Source organism: Candidatus Pantoea symbiotica, assembly GCF_056491525.1.
The window spans coordinates 3,932,778-3,959,190 of the sequence record NZ_JBSZHR010000002.1; the positions used below are offsets into that span (position 1 = coordinate 3,932,778).

The 26,413-nt window shown below is 52.9% G+C and carries 20 protein-coding genes, 1 tRNA gene and 2 rRNA genes; 8 read left to right on the plus strand and 15 right to left on the minus strand.

The window, feature by feature from the left end; genetic code table 11:
• The first annotated feature begins 59 nt into the window (after positions 1-59).
• A complete protein-coding gene (locus tag ACXIZX_RS18975) occupies positions 60-1,445 on the plus strand; it encodes a nucleobase:cation symporter-2 family protein (protein WP_179453158.1) in 1,386 nt (461 codons plus the stop codon).
• A gap of 122 nt (positions 1,446-1,567) precedes the next feature.
• Complete coding sequence (locus tag ACXIZX_RS18980) at positions 1,568-3,247, plus strand: AsmA family protein (RefSeq protein ID WP_479404724.1); 1,680 nt, start codon at positions 1,568-1,570, stop codon at positions 3,245-3,247.
• 51 nt (positions 3,248-3,298) lie between these two features.
• On the opposite strand, the gene fabY is transcribed toward ACXIZX_RS18980, so the two are convergent.
• From fabY to typA, 5 genes are all read right to left on the minus strand, one after another.
• Positions 3,299-4,246 (minus strand): fatty acid biosynthesis protein FabY, encoded by a 948-nt coding sequence (fabY, locus tag ACXIZX_RS18985; protein ID WP_008109787.1) that lies wholly within the window; start codon positions 4,244-4,246, stop codon positions 3,299-3,301.
• A 59-nt stretch (positions 4,247-4,305) separates the two neighbouring features.
• Entirely contained in the window at positions 4,306-4,743 is a 438-nt protein-coding gene (dtd, locus tag ACXIZX_RS18990; RefSeq protein ID WP_154194899.1) for a D-aminoacyl-tRNA deacylase, read from the minus strand.
• Complete coding sequence (locus ACXIZX_RS18995) at positions 4,740-5,609, minus strand: virulence factor BrkB family protein (protein WP_479404897.1); 870 nt, start codon at positions 5,607-5,609, stop codon at positions 4,740-4,742. Before ACXIZX_RS18995 ends, dtd begins: the two co-directional genes overlap by 4 nt.
• A 3-nt stretch (positions 5,610-5,612) precedes the next feature.
• Positions 5,613-6,209, minus strand: coding sequence for a glucose-1-phosphatase (gene yihX, locus ACXIZX_RS19000; RefSeq protein ID WP_008109792.1), 597 nt, complete (start codon positions 6,207-6,209; stop codon positions 5,613-5,615).
• Positions 6,210-6,393: 184 nt separating this feature from the next.
• Positions 6,394-8,214: a ribosome-dependent GTPase TypA gene (typA, locus tag ACXIZX_RS19005; protein WP_007885247.1), complete on the minus strand. Its 1,821-nt coding sequence runs from the start codon at positions 8,212-8,214 to the stop codon at positions 6,394-6,396.
• 439 nt (positions 8,215-8,653) lie between these two features.
• On the opposite strand from typA, the gene glnA reads away from it, so the two are divergent.
• From glnA to glnG, 3 genes are all read left to right on the plus strand, one after another.
• Positions 8,654-10,063: a glutamate--ammonia ligase gene (gene glnA / locus ACXIZX_RS19010; RefSeq protein WP_008109796.1), complete on the plus strand. Its 1,410-nt coding sequence runs from the start codon at positions 8,654-8,656 to the stop codon at positions 10,061-10,063.
• 261 nt (positions 10,064-10,324) lie between these two features.
• On the plus strand, positions 10,325-11,374 hold the full coding sequence (gene glnL / locus ACXIZX_RS19015; RefSeq protein ID WP_008109798.1) for a nitrogen regulation protein NR(II): 1,050 nt from the start codon (positions 10,325-10,327) through the stop codon (positions 11,372-11,374).
• Positions 11,375-11,381: 7 nt separating this feature from the next.
• On the plus strand, positions 11,382-12,791 hold the full coding sequence (gene glnG / locus ACXIZX_RS19020) for a nitrogen regulation protein NR(I) (protein WP_008109800.1): 1,410 nt from the start codon (positions 11,382-11,384) through the stop codon (positions 12,789-12,791).
• Positions 12,792-12,840: 49 nt separating this feature from the next.
• Here glnG and hemN read toward each other — a convergent pair whose 3' ends face one another.
• Positions 12,841-14,214 (minus strand): oxygen-independent coproporphyrinogen III oxidase, encoded by a 1,374-nt coding sequence (gene hemN / locus ACXIZX_RS19025; RefSeq protein ID WP_479404725.1) that lies wholly within the window; start codon positions 14,212-14,214, stop codon positions 12,841-12,843.
• Between the two features lie 236 nt (positions 14,215-14,450).
• Positions 14,451-14,972, minus strand: coding sequence for a Der GTPase-activating protein YihI (yihI, locus tag ACXIZX_RS19030; protein ID WP_008109804.1), 522 nt, complete (start codon positions 14,970-14,972; stop codon positions 14,451-14,453).
• Between the two features lie 555 nt (positions 14,973-15,527).
• Here yihI and yihA point away from each other — a divergent pair.
• A complete protein-coding gene (gene yihA, locus ACXIZX_RS19035) occupies positions 15,528-16,169 on the plus strand; it encodes a ribosome biogenesis GTP-binding protein YihA/YsxC (RefSeq protein ID WP_008109805.1) in 642 nt (213 codons plus the stop codon).
• A gap of 72 nt (positions 16,170-16,241) precedes the next feature.
• Here yihA and spfP read toward each other — a convergent pair whose 3' ends face one another.
• The 5 genes from spfP to ACXIZX_RS19060 all read right to left on the minus strand — a co-directional run bounded on the left by spfP (position 16,242) and on the right by ACXIZX_RS19060 (position 21,689).
• Positions 16,242-16,289 (minus strand): small protein SpfP, encoded by a 48-nt coding sequence (gene spfP / locus ACXIZX_RS19040; RefSeq protein WP_071892919.1) that lies wholly within the window; start codon positions 16,287-16,289, stop codon positions 16,242-16,244.
• A gap of 275 nt (positions 16,290-16,564) precedes the next feature.
• Entirely contained in the window at positions 16,565-19,357 is a 2,793-nt protein-coding gene (polA, locus tag ACXIZX_RS19045; protein ID WP_479404726.1) for a DNA polymerase I, read from the minus strand.
• Between the two features lie 367 nt (positions 19,358-19,724).
• Complete coding sequence (dsbA, locus tag ACXIZX_RS19050; RefSeq protein WP_008109808.1) at positions 19,725-20,354, minus strand: thiol:disulfide interchange protein DsbA; 630 nt, start codon at positions 20,352-20,354, stop codon at positions 19,725-19,727.
• Between the two features lie 26 nt (positions 20,355-20,380).
• A complete protein-coding gene (locus tag ACXIZX_RS19055; RefSeq protein ID WP_479404898.1) occupies positions 20,381-21,367 on the minus strand; it encodes a serine/threonine protein kinase in 987 nt (328 codons plus the stop codon).
• A 46-nt stretch (positions 21,368-21,413) separates the two neighbouring features.
• Complete coding sequence (locus ACXIZX_RS19060) at positions 21,414-21,689, minus strand: YihD family protein (RefSeq protein ID WP_479404899.1); 276 nt, start codon at positions 21,687-21,689, stop codon at positions 21,414-21,416.
• Positions 21,690-21,761: 72 nt separating this feature from the next.
• Here ACXIZX_RS19060 and mobA point away from each other — a divergent pair, with 72 nt between their 5' ends.
• Together mobA and mobB are read left to right on the plus strand one after the other, a co-directional pair.
• Positions 21,762-22,337 (plus strand): molybdenum cofactor guanylyltransferase MobA, encoded by a 576-nt coding sequence (gene mobA, locus ACXIZX_RS19065; protein ID WP_479404727.1) that lies wholly within the window; start codon positions 21,762-21,764, stop codon positions 22,335-22,337.
• Positions 22,334-22,837 (plus strand): molybdopterin-guanine dinucleotide biosynthesis protein MobB, encoded by a 504-nt coding sequence (gene mobB, locus ACXIZX_RS19070; RefSeq protein ID WP_479404728.1) that lies wholly within the window; start codon positions 22,334-22,336, stop codon positions 22,835-22,837. Before mobA ends, mobB begins: the two co-directional genes overlap by 4 nt.
• A 75-nt stretch (positions 22,838-22,912) precedes the next feature.
• Here mobB and rrf read toward each other — a convergent pair.
• The 3 genes from rrf to ACXIZX_RS19085 form a co-directional block, all read right to left on the minus strand.
• Positions 22,913-23,028: ribosomal RNA gene (rrf, locus tag ACXIZX_RS19075) — 5S ribosomal RNA — on the minus strand.
• 105 nt (positions 23,029-23,133) lie between these two features.
• Positions 23,134-26,040 (minus strand): 23S ribosomal RNA (locus ACXIZX_RS19080).
• Positions 26,041-26,254: 214 nt separating this feature from the next.
• Positions 26,255-26,329 (minus strand) — tRNA-Glu (locus ACXIZX_RS19085).
• Positions 26,330-26,413 lie beyond the last annotated feature (84 nt).

Sequence of the window (26,413 nt, forward strand, 5' to 3'; positions counted from 1 at the left end):
TTGCTTTCACAACGCAACCGTTTAAAATCGCCCCTTTGTTGTAATTGAGAACGTCCACCATGTCCGTCAACACCGCTGAAACTCGCCAGCCTGCCAGCGCTGCAAGCCCGAAAAGTGAACTGATTTATCGCCTCGAAGACCGTCCACCGTTACCACAAACCTTGTTTGCTGCCTGTCAGCATTTGCTGGCGATGTTTGTCGCGGTGATTACGCCCGCGCTATTAATTTGCCAGGCGCTGGGTTTACCGGCGCAGGATACGCAGCACATCATCAGCATGTCGCTGTTTGCTTCGGGCGTGGCATCGATTCTGCAAATCAAAACCTGGGGACCGGTGGGTTCCGGACTGTTGTCGATCCAGGGCACCAGCTTTAACTTCGTCACGCCGCTGATCATGGGCGGGATGGCGCTGAAAAACGGCGGCGTTGATGTTCCAACCATGATGGCGGCGCTGTTTGGCACGCTGATGGTAGCGTCTTGTACCGAAATGGTGCTTTCACGCGTGTTGCACCTGGCGCGCCGCATCATTACGCCGCTGGTTTCCGGCATTGTGGTGATGATTATTGGCCTGTCGCTGATTCAGGTCGGTTTGACCTCTATCGGCGGCGGCTTTGCTGCGATTAGCGATCACACGTTCGGTGCCCCGAAAAACTTATTGCTGGCGGCTTCGGTATTGGTGGTGATTATCCTGCTCAATCGTCAGCGTAATGCTTATCTGCGCGTGGCTTCGCTGGTAATCGCAATGGCGGTAGGTTATGCGCTGGCCTGGGCGCTGGATATGCTGCCCGCCACCAGCACGCCAGCCGATCAGCCGCTGATTGCCGTGCCATCGCCGCTCTACTACGGCCTGGGCTTTGACTGGAATCTGCTGATCCCGCTGATGTTAGTGTTTATGGTGACCTCGCTGGAAACCATCGGCGACATCACCGCGACCTCTGATGTTTCCGAGCAGCCGGTGAGTGGTCCGCTGTATATGAAGCGTCTGAAAGGTGGCGTGTTGGCAAACGGGCTCAACTCCTTTGTCTCGGCGCTGTTCAATACCTTCCCGAACTCCTGTTTTGGCCAGAACAACGGCGTGATTCAACTTACCGGCGTTGCCAGCCGCTATGTGGGGTTTGTCGTGGCGCTGATGCTGATCGTGCTTGGCCTGTTCCCGGCTGTAAGCGGTTTTGTGCAGCACATTCCAGAACCGGTGCTGGGCGGTGCAACCATTGTGATGTTCGGTACTATCGCCGCATCTGGCGTGCGTATTGTTTCACGCGAGCCGCTGAATCGTCGTGCCATCATGATTATTGCGCTGTCGCTGGCGGTAGGTTTGGGCGTTTCTCAGCAGCCACTGATTCTGCAATTTGCACCTGACTGGCTGAAAACCCTGCTTTCATCTGGTATTGCGGCCGGTGGTATTACCGCCATCGTGCTGAACCTAATCTTCCCGCAAGAAAAGTAATCCAGACGGCAGGCTTCGGCCTGCCTGATATTTATCCGCATTTACATCCAGGCTGTTGAGCTGTAACGGTAATTCAGGCATAACAACCACTCACCGGATAAATATCGGGATGGATGAGTGCGATGAAATTTTTAGGCAAGTTTTTCCTTACCTTACTGCTGCTAATTCTGCTGGCGCTGGTAGTGCTGTATGTGTTGCTGCAAACACAATGGGGCGCAGGTTGGTTTAGCCGCTGGGTAAGCGATAAAACCGCCTGGCATCTCTCTCTCAGCAAGATTGAGCACGACTTCTCCTCTCCTTCGCACATCATTCTCGATGACTTCAGCTTTGGCCATGATGGCCAGCCCGCCGTGTTGGTGGCGAAACGCGTTGATCTCGGCCTTGCGCTGGTTCAGTTCAGCGATCCGCTGCACTTCAACAGCATCGAAATACGCGACGGTGAAATCAATCTGGCTAATCAAGCGCCCGATACCACGCTGCCCATTCAGGCCAATCGCCTGCAGTTGAATAATGTGCGTATTGAGAATCCGCATAGCGCGTTGCCGATGACCGCTCAGCGCGTGAACGGCGGTCTTCTGCCGTGGAAACCGCTGCCTAACGACGTGCTGGGCAGCGACGCGCAGTTCCAGATCAGCGCCGGCACTCTGACGCTGGATGGCGTACCGGGCAACAACGTGCTGCTGCAGGGCAGCATTAAGCAACGTCGACTGGTGCTGAGCAATATCGGCGCCGATCTCGCGCGCGGTTCGATGACCGGCAACGCCGAACGTGATGCGCAGGGTAACTGGAAGATCGACCAACTGCGCCTCAACGATATCCGCCTGCAAACCCATCAAAGCCTGAGCGACTTCCTCAATCCACTGCGCGATGTGCCTTCAGTGAGCATCAACCGTCTTGATATGACCGATGCGCGCCTGCAAGGACCTGATTGGGCGGTGACCGATCTCGATTTAACCCTGAAAAATGTCACGCTACGCGGCGATGACTGGGAAAGCGATGGCGGTTCTCTCTCAATGAACGCCGGAAATTTCATTAACGGTGGCTTTGAGCTCAACGATCCTATCGTTAATGCCGATCTCTCGCCGCAGGGCATAGCGCTGACACAGTTCAGTTCGCGTTGGGTGAATGGCGTGGTCCGTGCCAGCGGCAACTGGACGCGCAGCGATAAACGTCTGACGCTTGATGAACTGGCGATCGCCGGGCTGGAATATACCTTGCCGCAAAACTGGCGTGAACGCTGGCAGCAAACCTTACCGGATTGGCTGGATAGCGTGCTGATAACGCGCGCCACCGCTAACCGTAACCTGATTATTGATATCAATCCGGCGTTCCCGTTCCAGATGACGTCACTGGATGGCAGCGCAGATAACCTGCTGCTGGCGCGTCAACATCAGTGGGGAGTCTGGGCCGGTAAAGCGAGCTTCAACGCGGCTGAAGCCACCTTCAATCGCACCGATCTGCGCCATCCATCCATTGCGCTGAATGCCAATGACCAGCAGATTCAGGTAACGGAGTTGAGCGCCTTTAACGGCAGCGGTTTACTGGAAGGTTCAGCAACGGTTGGGCAGGATGCGCAACGTCCGCTGACGCTGAATCTGAAAGGCCAGGCTGTGCCGGCAAACGTGCTGGGAAATTGGGGTTGGCCAACGCTGCAGTTGAGCGGGAACAGTAATTTGCAGCTGCAGGTGAAAGGTTCGTTGAACGCCAGCGCGCCGCTGCGCCCAAGCATGGATGGTACGTTGTCGGTGACGACCGATGCGCAGTCGGTGCAGCAGACGATGCGGGGCGGGCAGGTTCAGTAAGGGTTCAGTGAGTTTAAATAAGAAGGTCGCCATGAATGGCGACCTTACATGCTAATTGATACGGGCGCCGGAGCCACCCTCTTCTAGCGCCCCGTCCGAATCGGCGGGCAGCACGATATACACGCCTTCGAATACCGCGCCCAGCTCATCATCACCAAACAGCTCCACTTCCATCTGCACGCGCGCTTTACGGCCTCGCGCCAGACGATCAAGATCGCCGCTAAGCGAGCCGAGATCGGCAATTGCGCCCGGACGGCCGCTGATAGGTTTGCTGTAGCGAATGTGCGCATCCGCCAGAATAATTGTGCCGCCGAGATGACGCTCGCGCAGCAATAGCCAAATCAAACCCCAGCCGGTTAGCGTGGCGAGCGAGAACAAGCTGCCCGCAAATAAGGTGTGATGAGGATTTTGGTTGCCCGCTTCAGGCATGGTGGTAACAAATTTCTGCCCGGTATATTGCAGAATGCGCACGCCCATTTTTTCACTCAGCGGGATGTGTTCGTACCAGGCCTGTTGCAGCTGCCCGCACCAGTCGGCGCGATGCAGAATATCGTCGAGCGTCACGACTGGTTTGATCATCAGGAAGTGACGCACCGGCGTGGTTTGCGGCGCGGTGATTTCTCCCTGATTAACGTAGCCAAGTTTGGCAAAGAATTCGACGGCGTCTTCACGCGCGCTACAGGTGACGCGTTTCGCCCCTTCCTGACGCGCGACCGATTCCAGCGTCATCGCCACCAGCGTGCCAAGACCTTTGCCCTGCACGGAAGGATGCACGGCGAGGAAGCGAATCGCAGCTTCGTTCTCGGCGTTGATGTACAGACGGCCGATCGCCACTGGTTTGCCCTGCTCATCCACCACCATTTGATGATGTGCCAGCGCATCCCAGGCATCACGCTCAGAACCCTGCGGCTGACGCAGCGGCTTTCGTAACATTTCCCAGCGGAACTGGTAATACATATCCAGCTCTTCCGCCGTTTGCGGTACGCGAAGATGATACATAAAGTGATTCTCTCGTTCGGAGCTTGCGTGGCTAAGTCCTTGCCGCTCGGCTGAAAACCTCACACCTGTAACCAGAAGGTCACCGGACCATCGTTTACTAACGAAACCTGCATGTTGGCGGCGAAGCGCCCGTTTGCGGTGGTCACGCCCTGTGCTCGGCAGCAATCGCTAAAGTATTCATAGAGGCGCTCGGCTTCCGCCGGTTCTGCGCCGCCAGAGAAAGAGGGACGCATCCCTTTATTGGTATCTGCGGCGAGAGTAAATTGCGACACCACCAGCACGCTGCCACCCGCCTGCTGCACATTGAGATTCATTTTGTCATTCTCATCCGCAAAGATGCGGTAGCCCAGCACGCGCTCGGTTAAACGCTGTGCTTTTTGTTCGTCGTCGCCCTTTTCCACACCCAATAACACCAATAATCCATTGCCAATTTCGCCCACTGTCGCATCGTCAACGCTAACACTGGCGCGGCTGACGCGCTGAATCAAAGCAATCATGTTTCCTCACGTTCTTTTTCGCGTTCCTGCTGTTTTAGCTGGCGATAGTCATCCAGCGTGACGGTGATTTCCGCGCCTAACAACACAATACACCACGACCAATAGACCCAAAGGAACAGAATGGGGATGACCGCCAGAACGCCGTAAATTAACTGATACGAAGGGAACATCGTAACATAGAGCGCAAAGCCTTTTTTGCCCAGCTCGAACAGCAATCCAGCAACGATGGCGCCGATCAGTGCATCGCGCGTGGGCACGCGCCGCGTCGGCACAATGCTGTATAGCAGCCAGAAAGCGAGGATGGAGAGGCACAGCGGGAAAATACGGAGCAGCTGATCAACCAGACTGGTTACGCCTGTCACACTCAACCAGCGCATTGACAACAGATAGGAGCTGAGCGCTAAGCTTGCCCCGGCCAGCAGTGGCCCGAGCGTTAAGATCATCCAGTAAACGGCAAACGAATAGACCATCGGACGCGGCTTATCGCTGCGCCAGATGGCGTTCAATGCGCTATCCACCGAATGCATCAGCAGCAGCGCGGTGACGATCAACCCCACAATACCGATCGCCGTCATCTTATTGACGTTGGCGACGAACTGGTCAAGATAACGCTGAATCACGTCGCCCGTTGCCGGGATGAAGTTGGTAAAGATGAAGTTCTTCAACTGCACGCTGATATCCGAGAACATCGGAAAAGCAGCAAACAGTGCGAACACCACGGCAATCAGCGGCACCAATGCCAGCAATGAAACGTAGGCGAGATTACCCGCCTGCGTCGTCATGTTGTCATCGTCAATGCGTCGCCACAGCAGTTTTACCCACAAATAAAAGGCATGCGCCGAGTGGCGCAGATGTCGTTGGTTCAGCACTCAGAGACGACCCGCAAACCAGTCCGGCACGGTTTTATCATCAACCACCAGCACGCTTTCAATGCCAAGCGCGCGCGCAGCGTCGATATTGGCCTGGTTATCATCGAAAAACACCGCCTGATTGGCCTGATAACCTTCGTGCTGCAGCACATAGTTATAGATGCGCGCTTCTGGCTTACGCATGCCGATATCCTGCGACATATAAAGATGATCGGCCGCCTGTTGAACATCGGGATATTGGGTTGGCCAGAACTCGAAATGCAGCTGATTGGTATTCGACAGGATCACTACGCGCTCGCCATTGGCACGCAGTTTGTTCATGATCGCCAGCGTTTCCGGACGCACGCCGACAAAGACCGCCTGCCAGCCAGCGGTGAATTGCGGATAGCTCAGCGCGATATCCAGCTGGTCGCAGATACGTGCAGCAAATTCAGGATCGCTGATTTCGCCGCGTTCGTGTTGCTCAAAAGCCTCATCCATGCGGAAACGACTTTGCAGCGTGGATAACGGCACGCGCCCCAAATCGCTCCAGACGCCGAGCACACGATTGAAATCGATATCAACAATCACATTGCCTAAATCAAAGATGTACAGCATGACGCCTCTCCTTTTCGTTCCCTGGATCATTCACTTTAGCGGCAAAAGTGGGAGCTGAACAGGGACGAAAGGCGGGAAATCAGTAATCTGGAAGCGGAGCCAAACTTCATTAAGCGAGCGTTGCAGCGGGTTGCAGGCATAAAAAAGCCCCGCAAGTGCGGGGCTCAATATCAGACTGTTTCGCTTACTCTTTGCTGCCGCGAGAAGAACGCTTACGATCGTTCTCGGTCAGGTGACGTTTACGAATACGGACTGACAACGGAGTCACTTCTACCAGTTCGTCATCATCGATGAACTCGATAGCCTGTTCCAGCGTCATTTTCTGCGGTGGAACCAGAGTGGTGGCTTCGTCAGTACCTGACGCACGCATGTTGGTCAGTTTCTTACCGGTCAGGCAGTTTACTGTCAGGTCGTTAGAACGGCTGTGAATACCGATGATCTGGCCTTCATATACTTCCGCACCGTGACCCAGGAACAGCTTACCGCGATCCTGCAGACCGAACAGGGCGAACGCGACCGCTTTACCCTGACCGTTTGAGATCAGCACGCCGTTCTGACGCTGGCCCACTTCGCCTGGACGAACGTCGTCGTAGTGGCTGAAGGTGGAGTACAGCAGACCGGTACCTGAAGTCATGGTCATGAATTCGTTACGGAAGCCGATCAGACCACGGCTTGGGATCATGTAGTCAAGACGTACACGGCCTTTGCCATCTGGATCCATGTTTTTCAGGTCGCCTTTACGCTCACCCATCGCTTGCATCACAGAACCCTGATGGGTTTCTTCGATGTCGAGGGTCACGTTTTCGAATGGCTCTTGCTTACGGCCTTCGAACTCGCGGAAGATTACTTTCGGACGGGATACCGCCAGCTCGAAACCTTCACGACGCATGTTCTCGATCAGAACCGACAAGTGCAGCTCACCACGACCAGAAACGCGGAACGCATCCGAATCTTCGGTTTCTTCAACGCGCAGTGCCACGTTGTGTACCAGCTCTTTGTTCAAACGCTCCAGGATCTGGCGCGAAGTCACGAACTTACCTTCTTTACCGCAGAACGGTGAGGTGTTCACGTTGAAGAACATGGTTACGGTTGGTTCGTCGACGCTCAGGGCTGGCAACGCTTCCACATTCTGCGTGTCGCAGATGGTGTCAGAGATGTTCAGCTCGCCCAGACCGGTGATCGCGATGATGTCGCCCGCTTCCGCCAGGGTGCTTTCGATACGCTCCAGACCAAGGTGGCCCAGCACTTTACCGACTTTACCGTTACGGGTTTTGCCTTCGCTATCAATGATAGTGACTTGCTGGTTCGGCTTCACGGTACCGCGCTTGATGCGGCCGATGCCGATTACGCCCAGATAGTTGTTGTAGTCCAGCTGCGAGATTTGCATCTGCAGTGGCGCTTCAACTTCAACCTGAGGTGGAGAAACGTGGTCAACGATCGCCTGATACAGCGGGGTCATGTCGTCAGCCATGTCGGTGTGTTCCAGACCCGCGATACCATTCAACGCCGAAGCGAAGATGATCGGGAAGTCCAGCTGCTCGTCAGTCGCATCCAGGTTAACGAACAGGTCAAATACCTGATCAACAACCCAATCAGGACGCGCGCCCGGACGGTCAACTTTGTTGATAACCACAATCGGCTTCAAACCATGAGCAAATGCTTTCTTGGTTACGAAGCGGGTTTGCGGCATAGGGCCATCCATCGCATCTACAACCAGCAGCACCGAATCCACCATGGACATGACGCGCTCCACTTCACCACCGAAGTCGGCGTGTCCTGGGGTATCAACGATGTTGATACGGTAGTCATTCCATTTGATGGCGGTGTTTTTTGCGAGGATGGTAATCCCACGCTCTTTCTCCAAATCGTTGGAGTCCATTACGCGCTCAGTCGCTTCGGTACGAGCATCAAAAGTACCGGACTGTTGGAGCAGCTTGTCAACCAGGGTGGTCTTACCATGGTCAACGTGCGCGATGATGGCGATGTTACGCAAATTTTCGATCACAGCTTTGCCTCAGGCATTATAGAAATAACGCGGTATTGTACACGGATTAAGCGGAAGACTGAACATGATCACAGATTTCGCCGAAAGTTTCTCGTAGCGCTGGTTTTTAGCACCGTTTACGGTGCATTAATCTGCACTGCGATGGCAATTTGCACCAATTTAGTGCTTAACTTCACCCATGGTGCACCATAACGATGCATGCAATCCATCCTGGTGCAGCCTTCGACTCACGAAAGGGCGCATTGTAGCGCCATTTTCACCATTGTCATAAAGTTGGCACAGAATTCGCTTTATATATTTTAAGCGAAAACGACAGTTATAAAACGGTTGATAGAGCTTGCCGAGATCTTTGGTTAGGAATAGTCAGCAGTCGTGACACATTCCCGGCAACGAAGTTCTCTCACCATGACGATAATGACCATTTCCAGGAGAGTTGAGTATGTCCGCTGAACACGTTCTCTCGATGATGAACGAGCATGAAGTTAAGTTTGTTGACCTGCGTTTTACCGATACCAAAGGTAAAGAACAGCACGTTACTATCCCTGCTCACCAGGTTAACGCTGACTTCTTCGAAGAAGGCAAAATGTTCGATGGCTCCTCCATCGGTGGCTGGAAAGGCATTAACGAATCAGACATGGTGCTGATGCCGGATGCAACCACTGCAGTAATGGATCCGTTCTTCGAAGACTCGACCCTGATCATCCGTTGCGACATCCTTGAGCCAGGCACACTGCAGGGCTACGACCGTGACCCACGCTCCATTGCTAAGCGTGCAGAAGAGTTCCTGCGTTCTTCAGGCATCGCGGATACCGTGCTGTTTGGACCAGAGCCAGAGTTCTTCCTGTTCGATGACATCCGTTTCGGTTCTTCTACTTCAGGTTCACACGTTGCTATCGACGATATCGAAGCAGCATGGAACACCGGTAAAGAGTACGAAGGCGGTAACAAAGGTCACCGTCCAGGTCTGAAAGGCGGTTACTTCCCAGTGCCACCGGTTGACTCAGCACAGGACATCCGTTCTGCTATGTGTCTGACCATGGAGCAGATGGGTCTGGTGGTTGAAGCACATCACCACGAAGTAGCAACTGCTGGTCAGAACGAAGTGGCAACCCGCTTCAACACCATGACCAAAAAAGCTGACGAAATTCAGATCTACAAATACGTGGTGCACAACGTTGCTCACGCGTACGGCAAAACTGCAACCTTCATGCCTAAGCCAATGTTTGGCGATAACGGTTCTGGTATGCACTGCCACATGTCCCTGTCAAAAGGCGGCGTGAACCTGTTCTCTGGCGACAAGTACGGCGGCCTGTCTGAAACTGCTCTGTTCTACATCGGCGGTATCATCAAGCACGCTAAAGCGATCAACGCCCTGGCGAACCCAACCACCAACTCATACAAGCGTCTGGTACCAGGCTACGAAGCACCCGTTATGCTGGCTTACTCTGCCCGTAACCGTTCTGCTTCTATCCGTATTCCAGTGGTTGCTAGCCCGAAAGCGCGTCGTATCGAAGCACGCTTCCCGGATCCAGCGGCTAACCCATACCTGGCATTCACCGCGCTGCTGATGGCCGGTCTTGATGGTGTTATCAACAAGATCCACCCTGGCGATGCGATGGACAAAAACTTGTATGACCTGCCTCCGGAAGAAGAAGCTGAGATTCCAAAAGTTGCAGGTTCTCTGGAAGAAGCACTGAACGCACTGAACGAAGATCGCGAGTTCCTGACCCGTGGCGGCGTGTTCACTGATGACGCTATCGATGCATACATCGAACTGCGTAAGCCAGACGTTGACCGCGTGCGTATGACTCCGCACCCAGTTGAGTTCGAACTGTACTACAGCGTTTAATCAGCATTAAAGATTCGCGGATTTTGCATCGCCGCAAGGCGGCAATCGAGAGAATCCCGGGGAGCTGAGATAACTCAGTGACTCGGGTGAACGAGTGCAGCCAACGCAGCGGCGGTGTAAAAGACGCCGAAGATTTTATATTGCCGTGGAAACTTTAGCCCATCTTCGGATGGGCTTTTTTCTCCGCGCATTCATGGTTCGAAGCACAGATTTCCGTCCTGAAAGGCTATAATGCACTAAATTAGTGCAGAGGAACGCTGTATGGCAACTGGCACGCTGCCCGACGCGGGGCAGATTCTCAACTCCCTGATCAACAGTATTTTGCTGGTCGATAACGATTTAGTTATCCATTACGCCAATCCGGCGGCTCAGCAATTACTGGCGCAAAGCTCACGTAAATTGTTCGGCACGCCATTACCGGAATTAACCGGCTATTTTTCGCTGAATATTGAGGTGATGAGCGAGAGTCTCGGAGCTGGCCAGGGCTTCACCGATAGCGAAGTCACGTTGGTGGTCGATGGTCGCGCGCACATAATGTCGCTCACGGCACAGCGCTTACCGGATGGCTTTATTCTGCTGGAAATGGCGCCGATGGATAATCAACGTCGTCTCAGCCAGGAACAAATTCAGCATGCTCAGCAGGTCGCTGCCCGCGATTTAGTGCGCGGTCTGGCGCATGAAATCAAAAACCCGCTGGGAGGATTACGTGGCGCCGCGCAGTTGCTGACTCGTGCGTTACCCGATCCTTCCCTGCATGAATATACGCGCATCATCATTGAGCAAGCCGACCGACTGCGTAATCTGGTTGATCGTCTGCTCGGCCCGCAACAACCGGGCTTGCACGTAACGCAAAGCATTCATCAGGTCGCCGAGCGCGTGGTGAATCTGGTGTCGATGGAGTTGCCGGATAACGTCTCGCTGGTGCGTGATTACGATCCAAGCCTGCCGGAACTGCCGCACGATCCCGACCAGATTGAACAGGTGCTGTTGAATGTGGTGCGTAACGCGCTGCAAGCCTTAGGCGATGAGGGCGGCACCATTGTGATTCGCACGCGTACTGCCTTCCAGCTCACGCTGCATGGCACGCGTTATCGTTTAGTTGCACGTATTGATATTGAAGATGATGGCCCAGGGATTCCGGCCCAGCTACAAGACACCCTGTTCTATCCGATGGTTAGCGGACGCGAAGGCGGCACCGGTTTAGGTCTGTCCATCGCCCGTAGCCTGATCGATCAGCATTCAGGGAAAATAGAATTTAACAGTTGGCCAGGACACACCGAATTCTCGGTTTACCTGCCTATTCGCCAGTGAGGTTTCTATGCAACGAGGGATAGTCTGGATCGTCGATGACGATAGCTCCATCCGCTGGGTGCTTGAAAGGGCACTCACTGGAGCCGGTTTGAGCTGTGCAACCTTTGACAGCGCTAACGAGGTATTGGACGCGCTCGCAAGCAAAACCCCAGACGTATTATTGTCAGACATTCGTATGCCTGGCATGGATGGACTTGCGCTTCTGAAACAGATTAAGCAGCGCCATCCGATGCTGCCGGTCATCATTATGACCGCGCACTCCGATCTGGATGCCGCCGTCAGCGCTTATCAGCAAGGTGCGTTTGATTACCTGCCAAAGCCGTTTGATATTGATGAAGCGGTGGCGCTGGTTGAGCGTGCGATTAGCCATTATCAGGAACAGCAGCAGCCGCGTAATCAGCCCGTCAGCGGCCCAACCACCGACATTATCGGCGAAGCGCCGGCCATGCAGGATGTGTTCCGCATCATTGGTCGTCTTTCACGCTCCTCAATTAGCGTGCTGATCAACGGTGAATCCGGTACCGGTAAAGAGTTGGTCGCCCATGCGCTGCATCGTCATAGTCCGCGTGCGAAGTCCCCTTTTATCGCGCTGAACATGGCGGCGATACCCAAAGATTTGATTGAATCAGAGCTGTTTGGTCACGAGAAAGGCGCGTTTACCGGTGCTAACCAGATTCGTCAGGGACGTTTTGAGCAGGCCGATGGCGGCACGCTGTTCCTCGATGAAATTGGTGACATGCCGCTTGATGTGCAAACCCGCTTATTGCGCGTTTTGGCCGATGGCCAGTTTTATCGCGTTGGCGGCTATGCGCCGGTGAAAGTGGATGTGCGTATCATCGCGGCAACCCACCAGAATCTTGAGCTGCGCGTGCAGGAAGGCAAATTCCGTGAAGACTTGTTCCATCGTCTTAACGTGATTCGCGTTCATCTGCCGCCGCTGCGTGAACGCCGCGAAGATATTCCGCGCCTGGCGCGTTACTTCCTGCAGGTCGCTGCGCGTGAGTTAGGCGTGGAAGCGAAGATTCTGCATCCGGAAACCGAAACCGCGCTGACGCGTCTGCATTGGTCCGGTAACGTGCGCCAGCTGGAAAATACCTGTCGCTGGTTGACGGTGATGGCAGCTGGCCAGGAAGTATTGATTCAGGATCTTCCGCCTGAACTGTTTGAATCCAGCACGCCAGACAATCCGGTGCAATCGTTGCCGGATAGCTGGGCCACGCTGCTGGCGCAGTGGGCAGATCGCGCCTTGCGTTCCGGTCATCAAAACCTGTTGTCGGAAGCACAGCCGGAGATGGAGCGCACGCTGCTCACCACCGCGCTGCGTCACACGCAAGGGCACAAACAGGAAGCGGCACGCTTGCTCGGCTGGGGACGTAATACCTTGACGCGTAAGCTGAAAGAGCTGGGAATGGAATAACGCGCACGTTGTGCGTGTTAATACAGGGGAGCGAATGGGCTCCCCTTTTTTATATCACTCGCGAGAACTGCTGCATGCGCACCTTTTGGCGCATATACACATCGAAGCACATACAAATGTTTCGAATCAGCAAACGCCCAACGCCAGTAACGTGCAGGCTGCGACCGCGCTGTTCCACTAATCCATCCGCCACCAGCGGCGCTGACAGCGCTAAATCCTCGGCAAAATAACGTTCAAACTCAATCGGGTATTGCGCTTCTATCGCGGCAAAATCCAGTGCGAAATTGCAGATTAAGGCTTTAATCACATCGCGGCGCAAACAATCATCGTCACTCAACGTGAGCCCGCGCCACAGCGCATTGCCGCGCTGCTCGACATCTGCGTAATAGGCTTTCAACTCTTTGTGATTTTGCGCATAGCTGTCGCCCAGCATACTGATGGCCGACACGCCCAAACCGAGCAGATCGGTTTCGCCCTGAGTGGTGTAGCCCTGAAAATTACGATGCAGTTCGCCGGCGCGTTGTGCCACCGCCAGTTCATCATCCGGACGCGCGAAGTGATCCATGCCGATAAACTGGTAACCTTCGCCGGTTAAGGTGGCGATGGTTTCCTGCAGGATTTGCAGTTTCTGTGCCGCGCCTGGCAGCTCGTCATCTTTAATCTTGCGCTGCGCAGCGAACAGCGCTGGCATGTGCGCATAGTTGAAGACGCTGAGGCGATCGGGATTGAGTGCAATAACACGCTGTAAAGTGAAGGCGAAGCTTTCCGGCGTCTGCAGCGGCAAGCCATAAATCAGATCGAGGCTAACCGAACGGAAGCCCTGCTCACGCGCACGCTGCACCAGCGCAAAGATGGTTTCTTCATCCTGCACGCGATTCACGCGCTCCTGCACTGCTTTATTAAAGTCCTGCACGCCCATGCTCAGACGATTGAAACCTTCCGCGCGCAGATGATCGATCATCTCCAGTTCGATTTCACGTGGATCAACTTCGATCGACATTTCAACATCATCGGCAATGGTAAAATGATCGCGTAGCAGCGCCACCAGCCGGCTCACCTGCTGCTGGTTGAGGAATGTCGGCGTACCGCCGCCCCAATGCAGCTGAGTGACGCAGCGGCCCGCAAACAAGGGCGCACGCTGGCGGATTTCCTGCTCCAGCACATCGAGGTAGCGATCGGCTTTATGCAGCTGGCGCGTCACGATTTTATTGCAGCCACAGAAGTAGCAAAGACGATGGCAAAACGGAATATGCACATACAGCGATAACGGACGATCGGGATAGCGCTGCACGGCGTGCTGAAAATCTGCCTCACTAAAGTTCTCACTAAACTCAAGCGCGGTGGGATAAGAGGTATAGCGCGGGCCAGCGTAATTGTATTTTTCGATGAGGCGCTGATCCCAATCAATCTGCTGCGATGACATGCTCACTCCTTACGGTGACGTCGTCTGAGAGAGGGTCGCGTAGCAGAAGAGTGGACGAAGCGATGGGCTGAACGCCGACGTAAACGCGACTTCAGACGCGACAGGCGGCGTAGTTTAAACAATAACCAGAGCAGATAACATGTCAGCAGCAGCGCGAAAATTGATCCAGGCCAAAACATAGGTGAATACCTGTTCAGCGCGGCATGCGCGAAAACGCATGCCGATCAAGATTGGCCTTAATTGCCTTTGAGCAGGCGCATCATATCTTCTTCGGCCTGCTCATCTTCCGCTTCGTCATCCAACGCGATGCCCAGCGTTTCCATTAGCTCGTCAATGCGGTCTAAGGTTTGATCCAGCCAGGCCTGATCTTCGCCACTCAGGGTTTCACCGTTTTCCAGACGATCCAGCAGCGTATCCAGACGTTCGTCATTTTCCAACTTCGCCAGCTCTTCTTGCGGCGTCAGGCGAACTTTTTCCGCTTTTGGCTTTGGTTTCGCTTCAGGTTTTTTCGCCGGCTGGGTTTTACCATCAGCGACTAATGCGATCGGCGTTTTGCTGCCCAGACGTGGATCCTGAGCTTTTTTACCCTGACCTTTGCCAGCGGTTTGCGTTTCAGGATTTGCACGGCTGCCAGATTTATGGCCGCTATGCTTTTTATCGCGTTTGCGATCGCGCGCTTCCTGATTAAGGTCTTCACGCGATTTGCGTTTGGCTTTCGCAGCAGGTTTGCCACGCGGGGCTGATGCAGGTTGCTTCATGGTGTCCGGTCTCGGCGGTGCTTTGTGAGTTCAGTATAGAATTGCGGCGAAATCTAGCAGAAAGTAAGCAAAGAAAAAAGGCGATAGCCTATGCTATCGCCTTTTATCGCACCTTCATACGAAGGAAACACTGAATAAATCCTTTACGGCTCACAACGTCCCGGTTGCTCCATCGCCACATCGCTCCTGCGATTATTCCCTGTCCTTGTCCGATTCCTGCCTGAATCGCTTCCCGCCATGCTCTTGGTCATCCCCGACACTCCTGAGCTCATCATCCTGATGGGTGCTGCCGTGCACTGACAACAAATGTAGACTAATAGGTAAAATGAACAAGTGAGACTTGTCTCTATTTTAGAGTGGCATTTCCTACAAACATCTCAAGCCATTGAAATTAAATGCATAAAATGATTGTTAATATTCCATGAAGCGGTAATCACTGGCAGTAAAAATCATAGATCTCTTACAAAATGACGCGTTTAGACGCTATCGGGCACTTTTGCGCCATTACAGGTATAATCAGCCCAATTGCCCGATTCATTTTGCTGGAGTTTCACTTTGTCTGCTTTGAACTATCACATGACCCATTTCATGCTCAGCGCCCCGGATATTCGCCATTTACCGGCGGATGTGGGTATTGAAGTTGCTTTTGCCGGGCGCTCGAATGCAGGCAAATCCAGCGCGCTGAACACCATCACCAACCAAAAGGGTCTGGCACGTACCAGTAAAACGCCAGGTCGTACTCAGCTGATCAACTTGTTTGAAGTGGTTGAAGGTAAATGTCTGGTCGATTTACCCGGTTATGGCTATGCCCAGGTTCCGGAAGAGATGAAGCGCAAATGGCAAAAGTCTCTGGCGGAATATTTACAGAAACGCCAGGCATTGAAAGGCTTGGTGGTATTGATGGATATTCGCCATCCGCTGAAAGACCTCGATCAGAACATGATTGAATGGGCTGTACAGAGCCAGATTCCCGTGCTGGTCTTGCTGACCAAAGCCGACAAGCTGGCATCAGGCGCGCGTAAAGCACAACTGACGATGGTACGCGAAGCATCGCTGGCCTTTAACGGTGATGTGCAGGTAGAAATGTTCTCGTCATTGAAGAAGATGGGCGTTGATATTGTGCGTAAGAAGCTGGACAGCTGGTTTAGCGAACTGGAGCCTGCGCAAGAAGGCGACGGCGAAGAAACAGCAGAGTAATTTTGTTGCGGCTTTTGCGAAAAAGCCCAATAAAAAACGCCCCAGTCATAAATGACTGGGGCGGCTAAATATTCAGCCAAATCCGATTACGTGAAGTAAAAGGTCTGAAAGATAGAACATCTTACCTCTGTACCCTACGCGACAAACTCTACCTGATTTTCCGCGCCCTACAAAGGGTTTTTTGTTGTTAAGTTTCAGGATTTGACATCTTTTTTACTAAGCTCATCACACTTTCACGTGTGCGATGTAGTTTAATTACTAAAAAAATGCTTAGCCGATAAGCAGTTACAAAACGCGCATTTAATAGACCGCTTTGTGGAGTTGCTGAACCGATTAAGTAAACTTTTTTCTTATGATGATGTCAGCGACACGCAAGTGCCGCTGAATGCGCGTAATCAGTGCGCCTCATCCCAGTTATCGCCGGTTCCGACTTCAACCTGCAATGGCACATCCAGCTTCATGCTGTTCTCCATCAGGTCACGAATGGTCTTAATTGAGCTATCTACTGCGTCGCTGCGGATCTCAAACACCAGTTCATCGTGTACCTGCATAATCATGCGCACAGCATCGTCTTTTTGCTCTAACAGCCAGCCATCCACCGCAATCATCGCGCGTTTGATGATGTCTGCCGCCGTGCCTTGCATTGGGGCGTTGATCGCCGCACGCTCCGCCGCTTTACGACGAATGGCATTACTGGAGGTGATATCAGGCAGCCACAAGCGACGACCATCAAGCGTTTCTACATAGCCTTTCTCTGCCGCCTTCGCGCGCGTCTCTTCCATATAACGCAACACGCCCGGATAACGTTCAAAGTAGAGATCCATATACTTCTTCGCCTCACCCGCGCCGATATTGAGCTGGCGGGAAAGACCAAATGCGCTCATCCCGTAGATCAGGCCAAAGTTGATCGCCTTGGCACTGCGACGCTGCTCACCCGATACTTTGCTTAGCGCTACACCAAACACTTCTGACGCGGTGGCGCGGTGGATATCTTCGCCCTGAGCAAACGCATCCAGCAGGCCTTTGTCTTGCGACAGATGCGCCATGATGCGCAGTTCAATCTGTGAGTAGTCCGCAGCAACAATACGATTGCCCGACCCGGCGATAAACGCCTGACGAATACGACGCCCTTCTTCGTTGCGCACCGGGATATTCTGCAGATTGGGATCGGTAGACGAGAGTCGTCCTGTCGCGGTTACCGCCTGATGATAGGAAGTATGCACGCGGCCGGTAACCGGATTGATCATCAGTGGCAGCTTATCGGTGTAAGTTGATTTCAACTTCGATAAACCACGATGTTCAAGAATCACTTTCGGCAGTGGATAATCGAGCGCCAGCTCAGCCAACACCTCTTCGCTGGTCGACGGTGCGCCACCCGGCGTTTTCTTGGTTGGCTTGATTCCCTGCTTTTCAAACAGAATGGTTTGCAGCTGTTTAGGTGACGAGAGATTGAACGGTTCGCCCGCCAGCTCGTGCGCTTTCAGCTCCAGCTCTGCCACACGCGTGGTCAGCTCCTGCGAGTGTTTCGCCAGGATATTCTGGTCAATTAGCACGCCGTTGCGCTCAATACGCGATATCACCTTCAACAACGGCATTTCGATCTCTTCAAATACCTGTTTCGGTCCCGCTTCCGGCTCCAGCTTCTCCCACATTTTCAGATGCAATTGCAGCGTGACATCGGCATCTTCCGCCGCATAGTGGCCGGCTTGCTCGATAGCAATTTGGTTAAAAGTGAGCTGGTTTTTGCCTTTGCCCGCGATCTCTTCGAAAGTCACCGTTTTATGGTTCAGCCAGCGCGCGGCCAGGCTATCCATATCGTGTTTTCCACCCACGCTGTTCAGGCAATAGGATTCCAGCATGGTGTCGAATTTGATGCCGTTCAGTTCAATGTCGTAATTCTTCAGCACGCCGCGATCGTATTTGAGATTCTGGCCAACCTTCGCCGCTTTGCCATCTTCCAGCAGCGGTTTTAGCTGCTTCAGTACTTCGCTACGATCCAGCTGATCTGGCGCATCCAGATAATCGTGGGCGACCGGCAGATAAGCCGCTTCACCCGGCGCGACGGCAAACCCAATACCGACAATATTGGCGCTTAAGGTATCCAACGAGTCGGTCTCAAGATCGAAAGCGAAGAGCTCGGCGCTTTTCAGCTTTTTCAGCCATTCAGCAAATGTCGCTTCATCGAGGATAGTGACGTAGCCATCCGCAGGGAGCACGCTGGTCGCTTCGGCAGCGGGCGCAGCAGGTTCGCTGAGCTGCGCTTTCTTAGTCTGCGCGTTGCTCTTTTTACCTTGTTGCAGCCATGAGCCATCCTGCAAATCGGTGATCCAGCGCTTAAATTCATAGCGGCTAAACAAGGTTTGCAGTGCTTCGACATTGGGTTCATTGACGACAAGCTGATCGCACGTCAGATCCAATTCAACGTCGGTTTTGATGGTTGCCAGCTGATAAGACAGGAAAGCGACATCGCGATTTTGCTCCAGCTTCGCCGCCATGGTTTTCGCGCCGCGGAACGAGAGATCGGCCACTTTATCGAGATTGTCATAGATTGACTGCATACCACCCAAGCCTTGCAGCAGCGCCTGTGCGGTTTTCTCACCAACGCCCGGCACGCCCGGAATGTTGTCCGAGCTGTCGCCCATCATGGCAAGGAAATCGATAATCAACGCTGGTGGCACGCCATATTTCTGCTCGACCTCTTCCGGACCAAGCACGGTATTGGTCATGGTGTTGATCAAGGTGATCGCAGGCGTCACCAACTGCGCCATATCTTTATCGCCGGTGCTGATCAACACTGGGCGCCCGAGTTTTTCCGCCTCTAGCGCCAGCGTACCGATGACATCATCCGCCTCAACGCCAGAGACCGCCAACAGCGGCAGGCCCATCGCTTTGACCATTTCATGTAGCGGCTCAATCTGCGCTCGCAGATCGTCTGGCATCGGCGGACGGTGCGATTTGTAGTGCTCAAAGAGCTCATCGCGGAAAGTTTTGCCTTTCGCATCGAAGACCACAGCCACATGGCTTGGCTGATACTGCATCAACAGGCTTTTCAGCATGTTGAGCACACCATACATGGCGCCAGTTGGCTCGCCTGCACTGTTCGTTAGCGGCGGAAAGGCATGATATGCACGGTACAGATAAGATGAGCCGTCGACCAGAATCAGGGGATTTTCTGCAATTTGCGCCATAGGTTCGTATTTTCTTCGTTGCGATAATGAGGGCTATAAGGATGCCACAACCGGAGGAGAATGTTGAATGCACTCGGGGAAGTCAGGATCTTTTTCGTCGTTACGCGGCACGGATCGCAAGGATCAATCTGTGGATAAGTTTGTGCGTAAAAATCATAACGTATTGTTATTTACGTTAATTGTAATTACTTTAATATTAAAAATTAAATTATATCAGTTAGTTAAATACTTACTGTGACCTTATCCGTCCTAATGAAAAGACGATCGTCCATGTGGATATTAAGCGGAGGGTTAATAAATACATCGTATAAGCAACACGAAAAAGGCAATAAAAAACGCCGGCAGTGCCGGCGTTCTTAAAACTAAATTACTTCTTTTCTACCAGGAACTTCACTACGTTGGCGTAATCAGCAACGAAGTTGTCCATTGAGCTGGTATCCAGGCCACCGTTGTTAACCATATATTTGCCATTAACAAAGATTGCTGGCACACCTTGCAGGTTGACGTCTGCTGCCGCTTTCTGCTGCTGGGCAACCAGCGCTTTTACTGCGAAGCTGTTCCACGCTGCATCGTAATCCTCTGAAGAGATACCCGCCGCTTTAATAAAGGTCTCTTTCAGGCTTGCTGCATCGGTCACGGTTTGGGTTTTCTGAATACCGTCGAAAATCGGTGCAGTAACTTTGCTTTCTACGCCCAGCGCCATGGCAACAGCCCATGCCTGAGTGACAACCGGACCGAATTGACCGCCAAGGAAATCAACGTGGTATTTGGTCACTTTCGTGTCCGCCGGCAGGTTCTTTTTCACTGCATCGCTCACGTGATAAACGCGTTCGAACTGGTAGCAATGTGGGCAGAAGAAGGAGAAGAACTCCAGAACCTGCGGCTCACCCGCTACTGGCTTTGGCAAAGTAACGAACTGCTTACCATCGTTGAACTGTGCCGCTGAGGCGCCAAATGCCAGCATTAAACCTACCAGCGCAAACATGATCTTTTTCATCGTGAAACAATCTCCTGAGTACTTCATTAATATTGCGGGCTAAGCTGCAACGGCGGTTCGTGTAGCAGCCTTTCCTGCTCGATAAATAATGCAATCTGCCGGCGCCAAAAATCCTCATCTGTCATCCAGGGGAAGGCGCGCGGAAAAGCGGGATCCTGCCAGCGGCGTACCACCCAGGCCAAATAATAAACCATGCGCATAGCGCGTAAAGGTTCAATCAGTGACAATTCATGTAAATCAAAATCACCGAATTCATTATAGGCTTCCAGCAAAATGTCCCATTGAATCAACTGTTCCTGACGATCGCCATTGACCAGCATCCACAAATCCTGCACTGCAGGTCCATTACGGGCATCATCAAGATCGACAAACATCGGGCCTTCACGCCACAGAATATTGCCGGGATGGCAATCGCCGTGCAACCTTAACGGCTGCCACTGGCTATGCCAGCGCTGCTGCAGCGTTGCGCTGAGCTTATCAACGGCAGCAAGCAGTAAGTCTTTGAGTGAAGCCGGTACTAACGCGCTTTGCTCTAGCTCCCGACGCGGTTGAAACACATACTCTTCAAGGCCGATAGTTGGTCGCTGCTGAAATAGGCTTTGCTTTGCGGTTTGATGGATGCGACCCAGAAAGCGGCCAACCCATTCCATCTGATCCTCGTTATCGGTTTCATATTGCCGTCCACCTAAACTGGGAAAGACCGCGTACATGAAGCCGGCATGATGATTCAGCGTACTGCCCTGCAGAACGATCGGCGCGGCAACCGGCACTTCATCCTCTAATAAATCCTGAGTGAACTGATGCTCTTCGAGGACCTGTTGCGCGCTCCAGCGCTGCGGACGATAAAACTTAGCCACATAGCGGCGTTTATCATCATCGCTGAACTGATAGACGCGGTTTTCATAGCTATTGAGGGCGGTTAAGCCTGATTCGACACGCAGACCCGCATCCCAAAGTGCATCAAGGATGACATCGGGATTCAACGTCTGGAAATTAAAGGCGGCTTCGCTCATCATTTGGCCTGTGTGTTACCTTTGCGATTAATGCGCAAGGATAACATTACTCATCATCCTTAATCACACCGCGTGCACGTAATAGCGCGGTTTTGAAATCCACTTCATAATCCTTTTTCAGGCCGGGTATGACACTCTGGCTGTCTGTGTTACGCATTTTGAGATGGTAAATCAATACATCATCGGTTAATTCACTTAATGGGCCACTGAAACCAGATTCCTGCGCCAGTTTTTGCAAAAATGCCAGTAAGTTGAGATCGGCATCCTTTTGCCATGCGGGTTGCAGGAGCTCGAGCAGTTCATTGAGTCGGTGATATTTCATCATTGATTCCTTTATGCAGATGGTACGCTGCCGCTCAGTAAGTATCGTCCAGAATGAAGCAAGGAGACGAAGATGACAGCATTTACTGGCGTGATCCTCGCGGGTGGTCAAGGCAGCCGTATGGGAGGCCAGGATAAAGGGTTGTTGATGTTACAGGGCGAACCACTTTATCAGCACGTTTTGCGGCGATTCCGGCCGCAGGTCAATATTGTGTTGATAAGCGCTAACCGTAACATTGATCGCTATCAGGCAAGTGGTTGTCAGGTTGTTACCGATTCATTGCCCGATTATCCCGGACCGCTGGCCGGCATGCTTAGTGGTTTACGCAACAGTGAAACCGAATGGGTCGCTTTCTGCGCTTGCGATACGCCATGGATCCCCAATGATTTCGTCGCGCGTCTATGGCAGCAGCGTAATGATGCGCCCGCAGTGTGGGTGAAGTCTTCCCTGCGTGATCATCCAGCCTTAGCGCTGGTCAATCGTGCGCTCGCTGATGATCTTGAAGCCTGGCTACTGCGCGGCGAGAGACGCTTAATGCAGTTTTTACATGAGCATGGCGGGCATGCCGTTGCGTTTTCGGATCCAGAATCTGCGTTCCGCAATATCAATACGCCAGACGACCTCGTCAATGAGGAAAAGTGTTTATGAGCGTGCGCTTACTGGCTATTGCCGCGTGGAGCGGGACCGGAAAAACGACCTTGCTCGAGCAAGTTATCCCGCTGCTCAAAGCTCGGGGGATTCGCTCAGGCTTAATTAAGCACACACATCATCAGATGGATATCGATACGCCGGGGAAAGACAGCTATTTGCTGCGCAAAGCTGGGGCGGACCAAGTGATTGTCGCCAGTAATCAACGCTGGGCGTTAATGGTTGAAACACTCGATAAACCGTTAAATCTGATGCAATTAGCTTCGCAGATGGATAGCTCGACGTTAGATCTGGTGCTGGTAGAGGGTTTTAAAGATGAGGCGGTCCCCAAAATTGCACTTTGGCGGCGTGGCGTTAAAGGTAAGGTTGAGGATTTGCTGGATCAGTATGTGATTGCAATCGCTACTGATGAAAATTTAGAAGTGAATTTGCCGGTATTGGATATTAATCAACCAATGCAGGTTGCTGATTTTATTGTTCAGTGGCTGAAGAAGAGTTGAAATAGTGGTTTTTTTACTAATATCCGGACGTAAAAAAGCCCCGAACTTTCGTTCGGGGCTTCTTCACTATTTGATGCCTGGCAGTTCCCTACTCTCGCATGGGGAGACCCCACACTACCATCGGCGCTACGGCGTTTCACTTCTGAGTTCGGCATGGGGTCAGGTGGGACCACCGCGCTAAAGCCGCCAGGCAAATTCTTTGTGCAAAAACGAATAACATTCGCTTCCGCTAAATCTTTAATCCGTAAAACAAGCTGAAAATCCGGTCTCTCAGACCAAAACGCCTCTGGCGTTGTAAGGTTAAGCCTCACGGGTCATTAGTACCGGTTAGCTCAACGCATCGCTGCGCTTACACATCCGGCCTATCAACGTCGTAGTCTTCAACGTCCCTTCAGGACTCTCAAGGAGTCAGGGAGAACTCATCTCGGGGCAAGTTTCGTGCTTAGATGCTTTCAGCACTTATCTTTTCCGCACTTAGCTACCGGGCAATGCCATTGGCATGACAACCCGAACACCAGTGGTGCGTTCACTCCGGTCCTCTCGTACTAGGAGCAACCCCCCTCAATTCTCCAGCGCCCACGGCAGATAGGGACCGAACTGTCTCACGACGTTCTAAACCCAGCTCGCGTACCACTTTAAACGGCGAACAGCCGTACCCTTGGGACCTACTTCAGCCCCAGGATGTGATGAGCCGACATCGAGGTGCCAAACACCGCCGTCGATATGAACTCTTGGGCGGTATCAGCCTGTTATCCCCGGAGTACCTTTTATCCGTTGAGCGATGGCCCTTCCATTCAGAACCACCGGATCACTATGACCTGCTTTCGCACCTGCTCGAGCCGTCACTCTCGCAGTCAAGCTGGCTTATGCCATTGCACTAACCTCCTGATGTCCGACCAGGATTAGCCAACCTTCGTGCTCCTCCGTTACTCTTTGGGAGGAGACCGCCCCAGTCAAACTACCCACCAGACACTGTCCGCAGCCCGGATTACGGGCCTACGTTAGAACATCAAACATTAAAGGGTGGTATTTCAAGGTTGGCTCCACGCAGACTGGCGTCCACGCTTCAAAGCCTCCCACCTATCCTACACATCAAGGCTCAATGTTCAGTGTCAAGCTATAGTAAAGGTTCACGGGGTCTTTCCGTCTTGCCGCGGGTACACTGCATCTTCACAGCGATTTCAATTTCACTGAGTCTCGGGTGGAGACAGCCTGGCCATCATTACGCCATTCGTGCAGGTCGGAACTTACCCGACAAGGAATTTCGCTACCTTAGGACCGTTATAGTTACGGCCGCCGTTTACCGGGGCTTCGATCAAGAGCTTCTCCTTGCGGATAACCCCATCAATTAACCTTCCGGCACCGGGCAGGCGTCACACCGTATACGTCCACTTTCGTGTTTGCACAGTGCTGTGTTTTTAATAAACAGTTGCAGCCAGCTGGTATCTTCGACTGGCTTCGGCTCGGGGAGCAAGTCCCTCTACCTACGCGCCAGCGTGCCTTCTCCCGAAGTTACGGCACCATTTTGCCTAGTTCCTTCACCCGAGTTCTCTCAAGCGCCTTGGTATTCTCTACCTGACCACCTGTGTCGGTTTGGGGTACGATTTCGTGTTACCTGGAGCTTAGAGGCTTTTCCTGGAAGCAGGGCATCAGTTACTTCACCACCGTAGTGGCTCGTCATCACGCCTCAGCCTTAAGATATCCCGGATTTACCAAAGATATCAGCCTACACGCTTAAACCGGGACAACCGTCGCCCGGATAACCTAGCCTTCTCCGTCCCCCCTTCGCAGTAACACCAAGTGCAGGAATATTAACCTGCTTCCCATCGACTACGCTTTTCAGCCTCGCCTTAGGGGTCGACTCACCCTGCTCCGATTAACGTTGAACAGGAACCCTTGGTCTTCCGGCGAGCGGGCTTTTCACCCGCTTTATCGTTACTTATGTCAGCATTCGCACTTCTGATACCTCCAGCACCCCTCACAGGACACCTTCAACGGCTTACAGAACGCTCCCCTACCCAACAACGCCTAAGCGTCGCTGCCGCAGCTTCGGTGCATGGTTTAGCCCCGTTACATCTTCCGCGCAGGCCGACTCGACCAGTGAGCTATTACGCTTTCTTTAAATGATGGCTGCTTCTAAGCCAACATCCTGGCTGTCTGTGCCTTCCCACATCGTTTCCCACTTAACCATGACTTTGGGACCTTAGCTGGCGGTCTGGGTTGTTTCCCTCTTCACGACGGACGTTAGCACCCGCCGTGTGTCTCCCGTGATAACATTCTTCGGTATTCGCAGTTTGCATCGGGTTGGTAAGCCGGGATGGCCCCCTAGCCGAAACAGTGCTCTACCCCCGAAGATGAGTTCACGAGGCGCTACCTAAATAGCTTTCGGGGAGAACCAGCTATCTCCCGGTTTGATTGGCCTTTCACCCCCAGCCACAAGTCATCCGCTAATTTTTCAACATTAGTCGGTTCGGTCCTCCAGTTAGTGTTACCCAACCTTCAACCTGCCCATGGCTAGATCACCGGGTTTCGGGTCTATACCCTGCAACTTAACGCCCGGTTAAGACTCGGTTTCCCTGCGGCTCCCCTATACGGTTAACCTTGCTACAGAATATAAGTCGCTGACCCATTATACAAAAGGTACGCAGTCACCCCATAAATGAGGCTCCCACTGCTTGTACGTACACGGTTTCAGGTTCTGTTTCACTCCCCTCGCCGGGGTTCTTTTCGCCTTTCCCTCACGGTACTGGTTCACTATCGGTCAGTCAGGAGTATTTAGCCTTGGAGGATGGTCCCCCCATATTCAGACAGGATACCACGTGTCCCGCCCTACTCTTCGAACTCACAGTATGTGCACTTTCGTGTACGGGGCTATCACCCGGTATCGCGCGACTTTCCAGACGCTTCCACTAACGCACAAACTGATTCAGGTTCTGGGCTGTTCCCCGTTCGCTCGCCGCTACTGGGGGAATCTCGGTTGATTTCTTTTCCTCTGGGTACTTAGATGTTTCAGTTCCCCAGGTTCGCCTCGCAACACTATGTATTCATGTTGCGATGATGCACTGAGTGCACCGGGTTTCCCCATTCGGACATCGTCGGCTGTAGCGGTTCATATCACCTTACCGACGCTTTACGCAGATTAGCACGTCCTTCATCGCCTCTGACTGCCAGGGCATCCACCGTGTACGCTTAGTCGCTTAACCTCACAACCCACAGGCGTTTTGCAACGCTGCGGACTGCAAGCATTTGAGAGACTCGAACATGTTGTTATTCATTTCTTATTACGGAGAAATGAACCAACACGTCGTTTCAATTTTCAGCTTGTTCCGGATTGTTAAAGAGCAATATCTCAAACATGACGGTTAAGCCAGTTTTGAGATACTTCGTGGAGACACCTTTCACCTGTCACCAAGCAAGTGGCGTCCCCTAGGGGATTCGAACCCCTGTTGCCGCCGTGAAAGGGCGGAGTCCTAACCGCTAGACGAAGGGGACACGAGTAGTGTCACGACTTCGCAGCCGTCTTGCTCATTACTTTTTATCAGACAATCTGTGTGAGCACTGCGCGGGAAGGTATCT

Coding starts and splice junctions, on each gene's coding strand:
- ACXIZX_RS18975 (WP_179453158.1), top strand. CDS start 60: ATGTCCGTCAACACCGCTGAAACTCGCCAGCCTGCCAGCGCTGCAAGC.
- ACXIZX_RS18980 (WP_479404724.1), top strand. CDS start 1,568: ATGAAATTTTTAGGCAAGTTTTTCCTTACCTTACTGCTGCTAATTCTG.
- fabY (WP_008109787.1), bottom strand. CDS start 4,246: ATGTATCATCTTCGCGTACCGCAAACGGCGGAAGAGCTGGATATGTAT.
- dtd (WP_154194899.1), bottom strand. CDS start 4,743: ATGATTGCTTTGATTCAGCGCGTCAGCCGCGCCAGTGTTAGCGTTGAC.
- yihX (WP_008109792.1), bottom strand. CDS start 6,209: ATGCTGTACATCTTTGATTTAGGCAATGTGATTGTTGATATCGATTTC.
- glnA (WP_008109796.1), top strand. CDS start 8,654: ATGTCCGCTGAACACGTTCTCTCGATGATGAACGAGCATGAAGTTAAG.
- glnL (WP_008109798.1), top strand. CDS start 10,325: ATGGCAACTGGCACGCTGCCCGACGCGGGGCAGATTCTCAACTCCCTG.
- glnG (WP_008109800.1), top strand. CDS start 11,382: ATGCAACGAGGGATAGTCTGGATCGTCGATGACGATAGCTCCATCCGC.
- hemN (WP_479404725.1), bottom strand. CDS start 14,214: ATGTCATCGCAGCAGATTGATTGGGATCAGCGCCTCATCGAAAAATAC.
- yihI (WP_008109804.1), bottom strand. CDS start 14,972: ATGAAGCAACCTGCATCAGCCCCGCGTGGCAAACCTGCTGCGAAAGCC.
- polA (WP_479404726.1), bottom strand. CDS start 19,357: ATGGCGCAAATTGCAGAAAATCCCCTGATTCTGGTCGACGGCTCATCT.
- dsbA (WP_008109808.1), bottom strand. CDS start 20,354: ATGAAAAAGATCATGTTTGCGCTGGTAGGTTTAATGCTGGCATTTGGC.
- ACXIZX_RS19055 (WP_479404898.1), bottom strand. CDS start 21,367: ATGAGCGAAGCCGCCTTTAATTTCCAGACGTTGAATCCCGATGTCATC.
- ACXIZX_RS19060 (WP_479404899.1), bottom strand. CDS start 21,689: ATGAAATATCACCGACTCAATGAACTGCTCGAGCTCCTGCAACCCGCA.
- mobA (WP_479404727.1), top strand. CDS start 21,762: ATGACAGCATTTACTGGCGTGATCCTCGCGGGTGGTCAAGGCAGCCGT.
- mobB (WP_479404728.1), top strand. CDS start 22,334: ATGAGCGTGCGCTTACTGGCTATTGCCGCGTGGAGCGGGACCGGAAAA.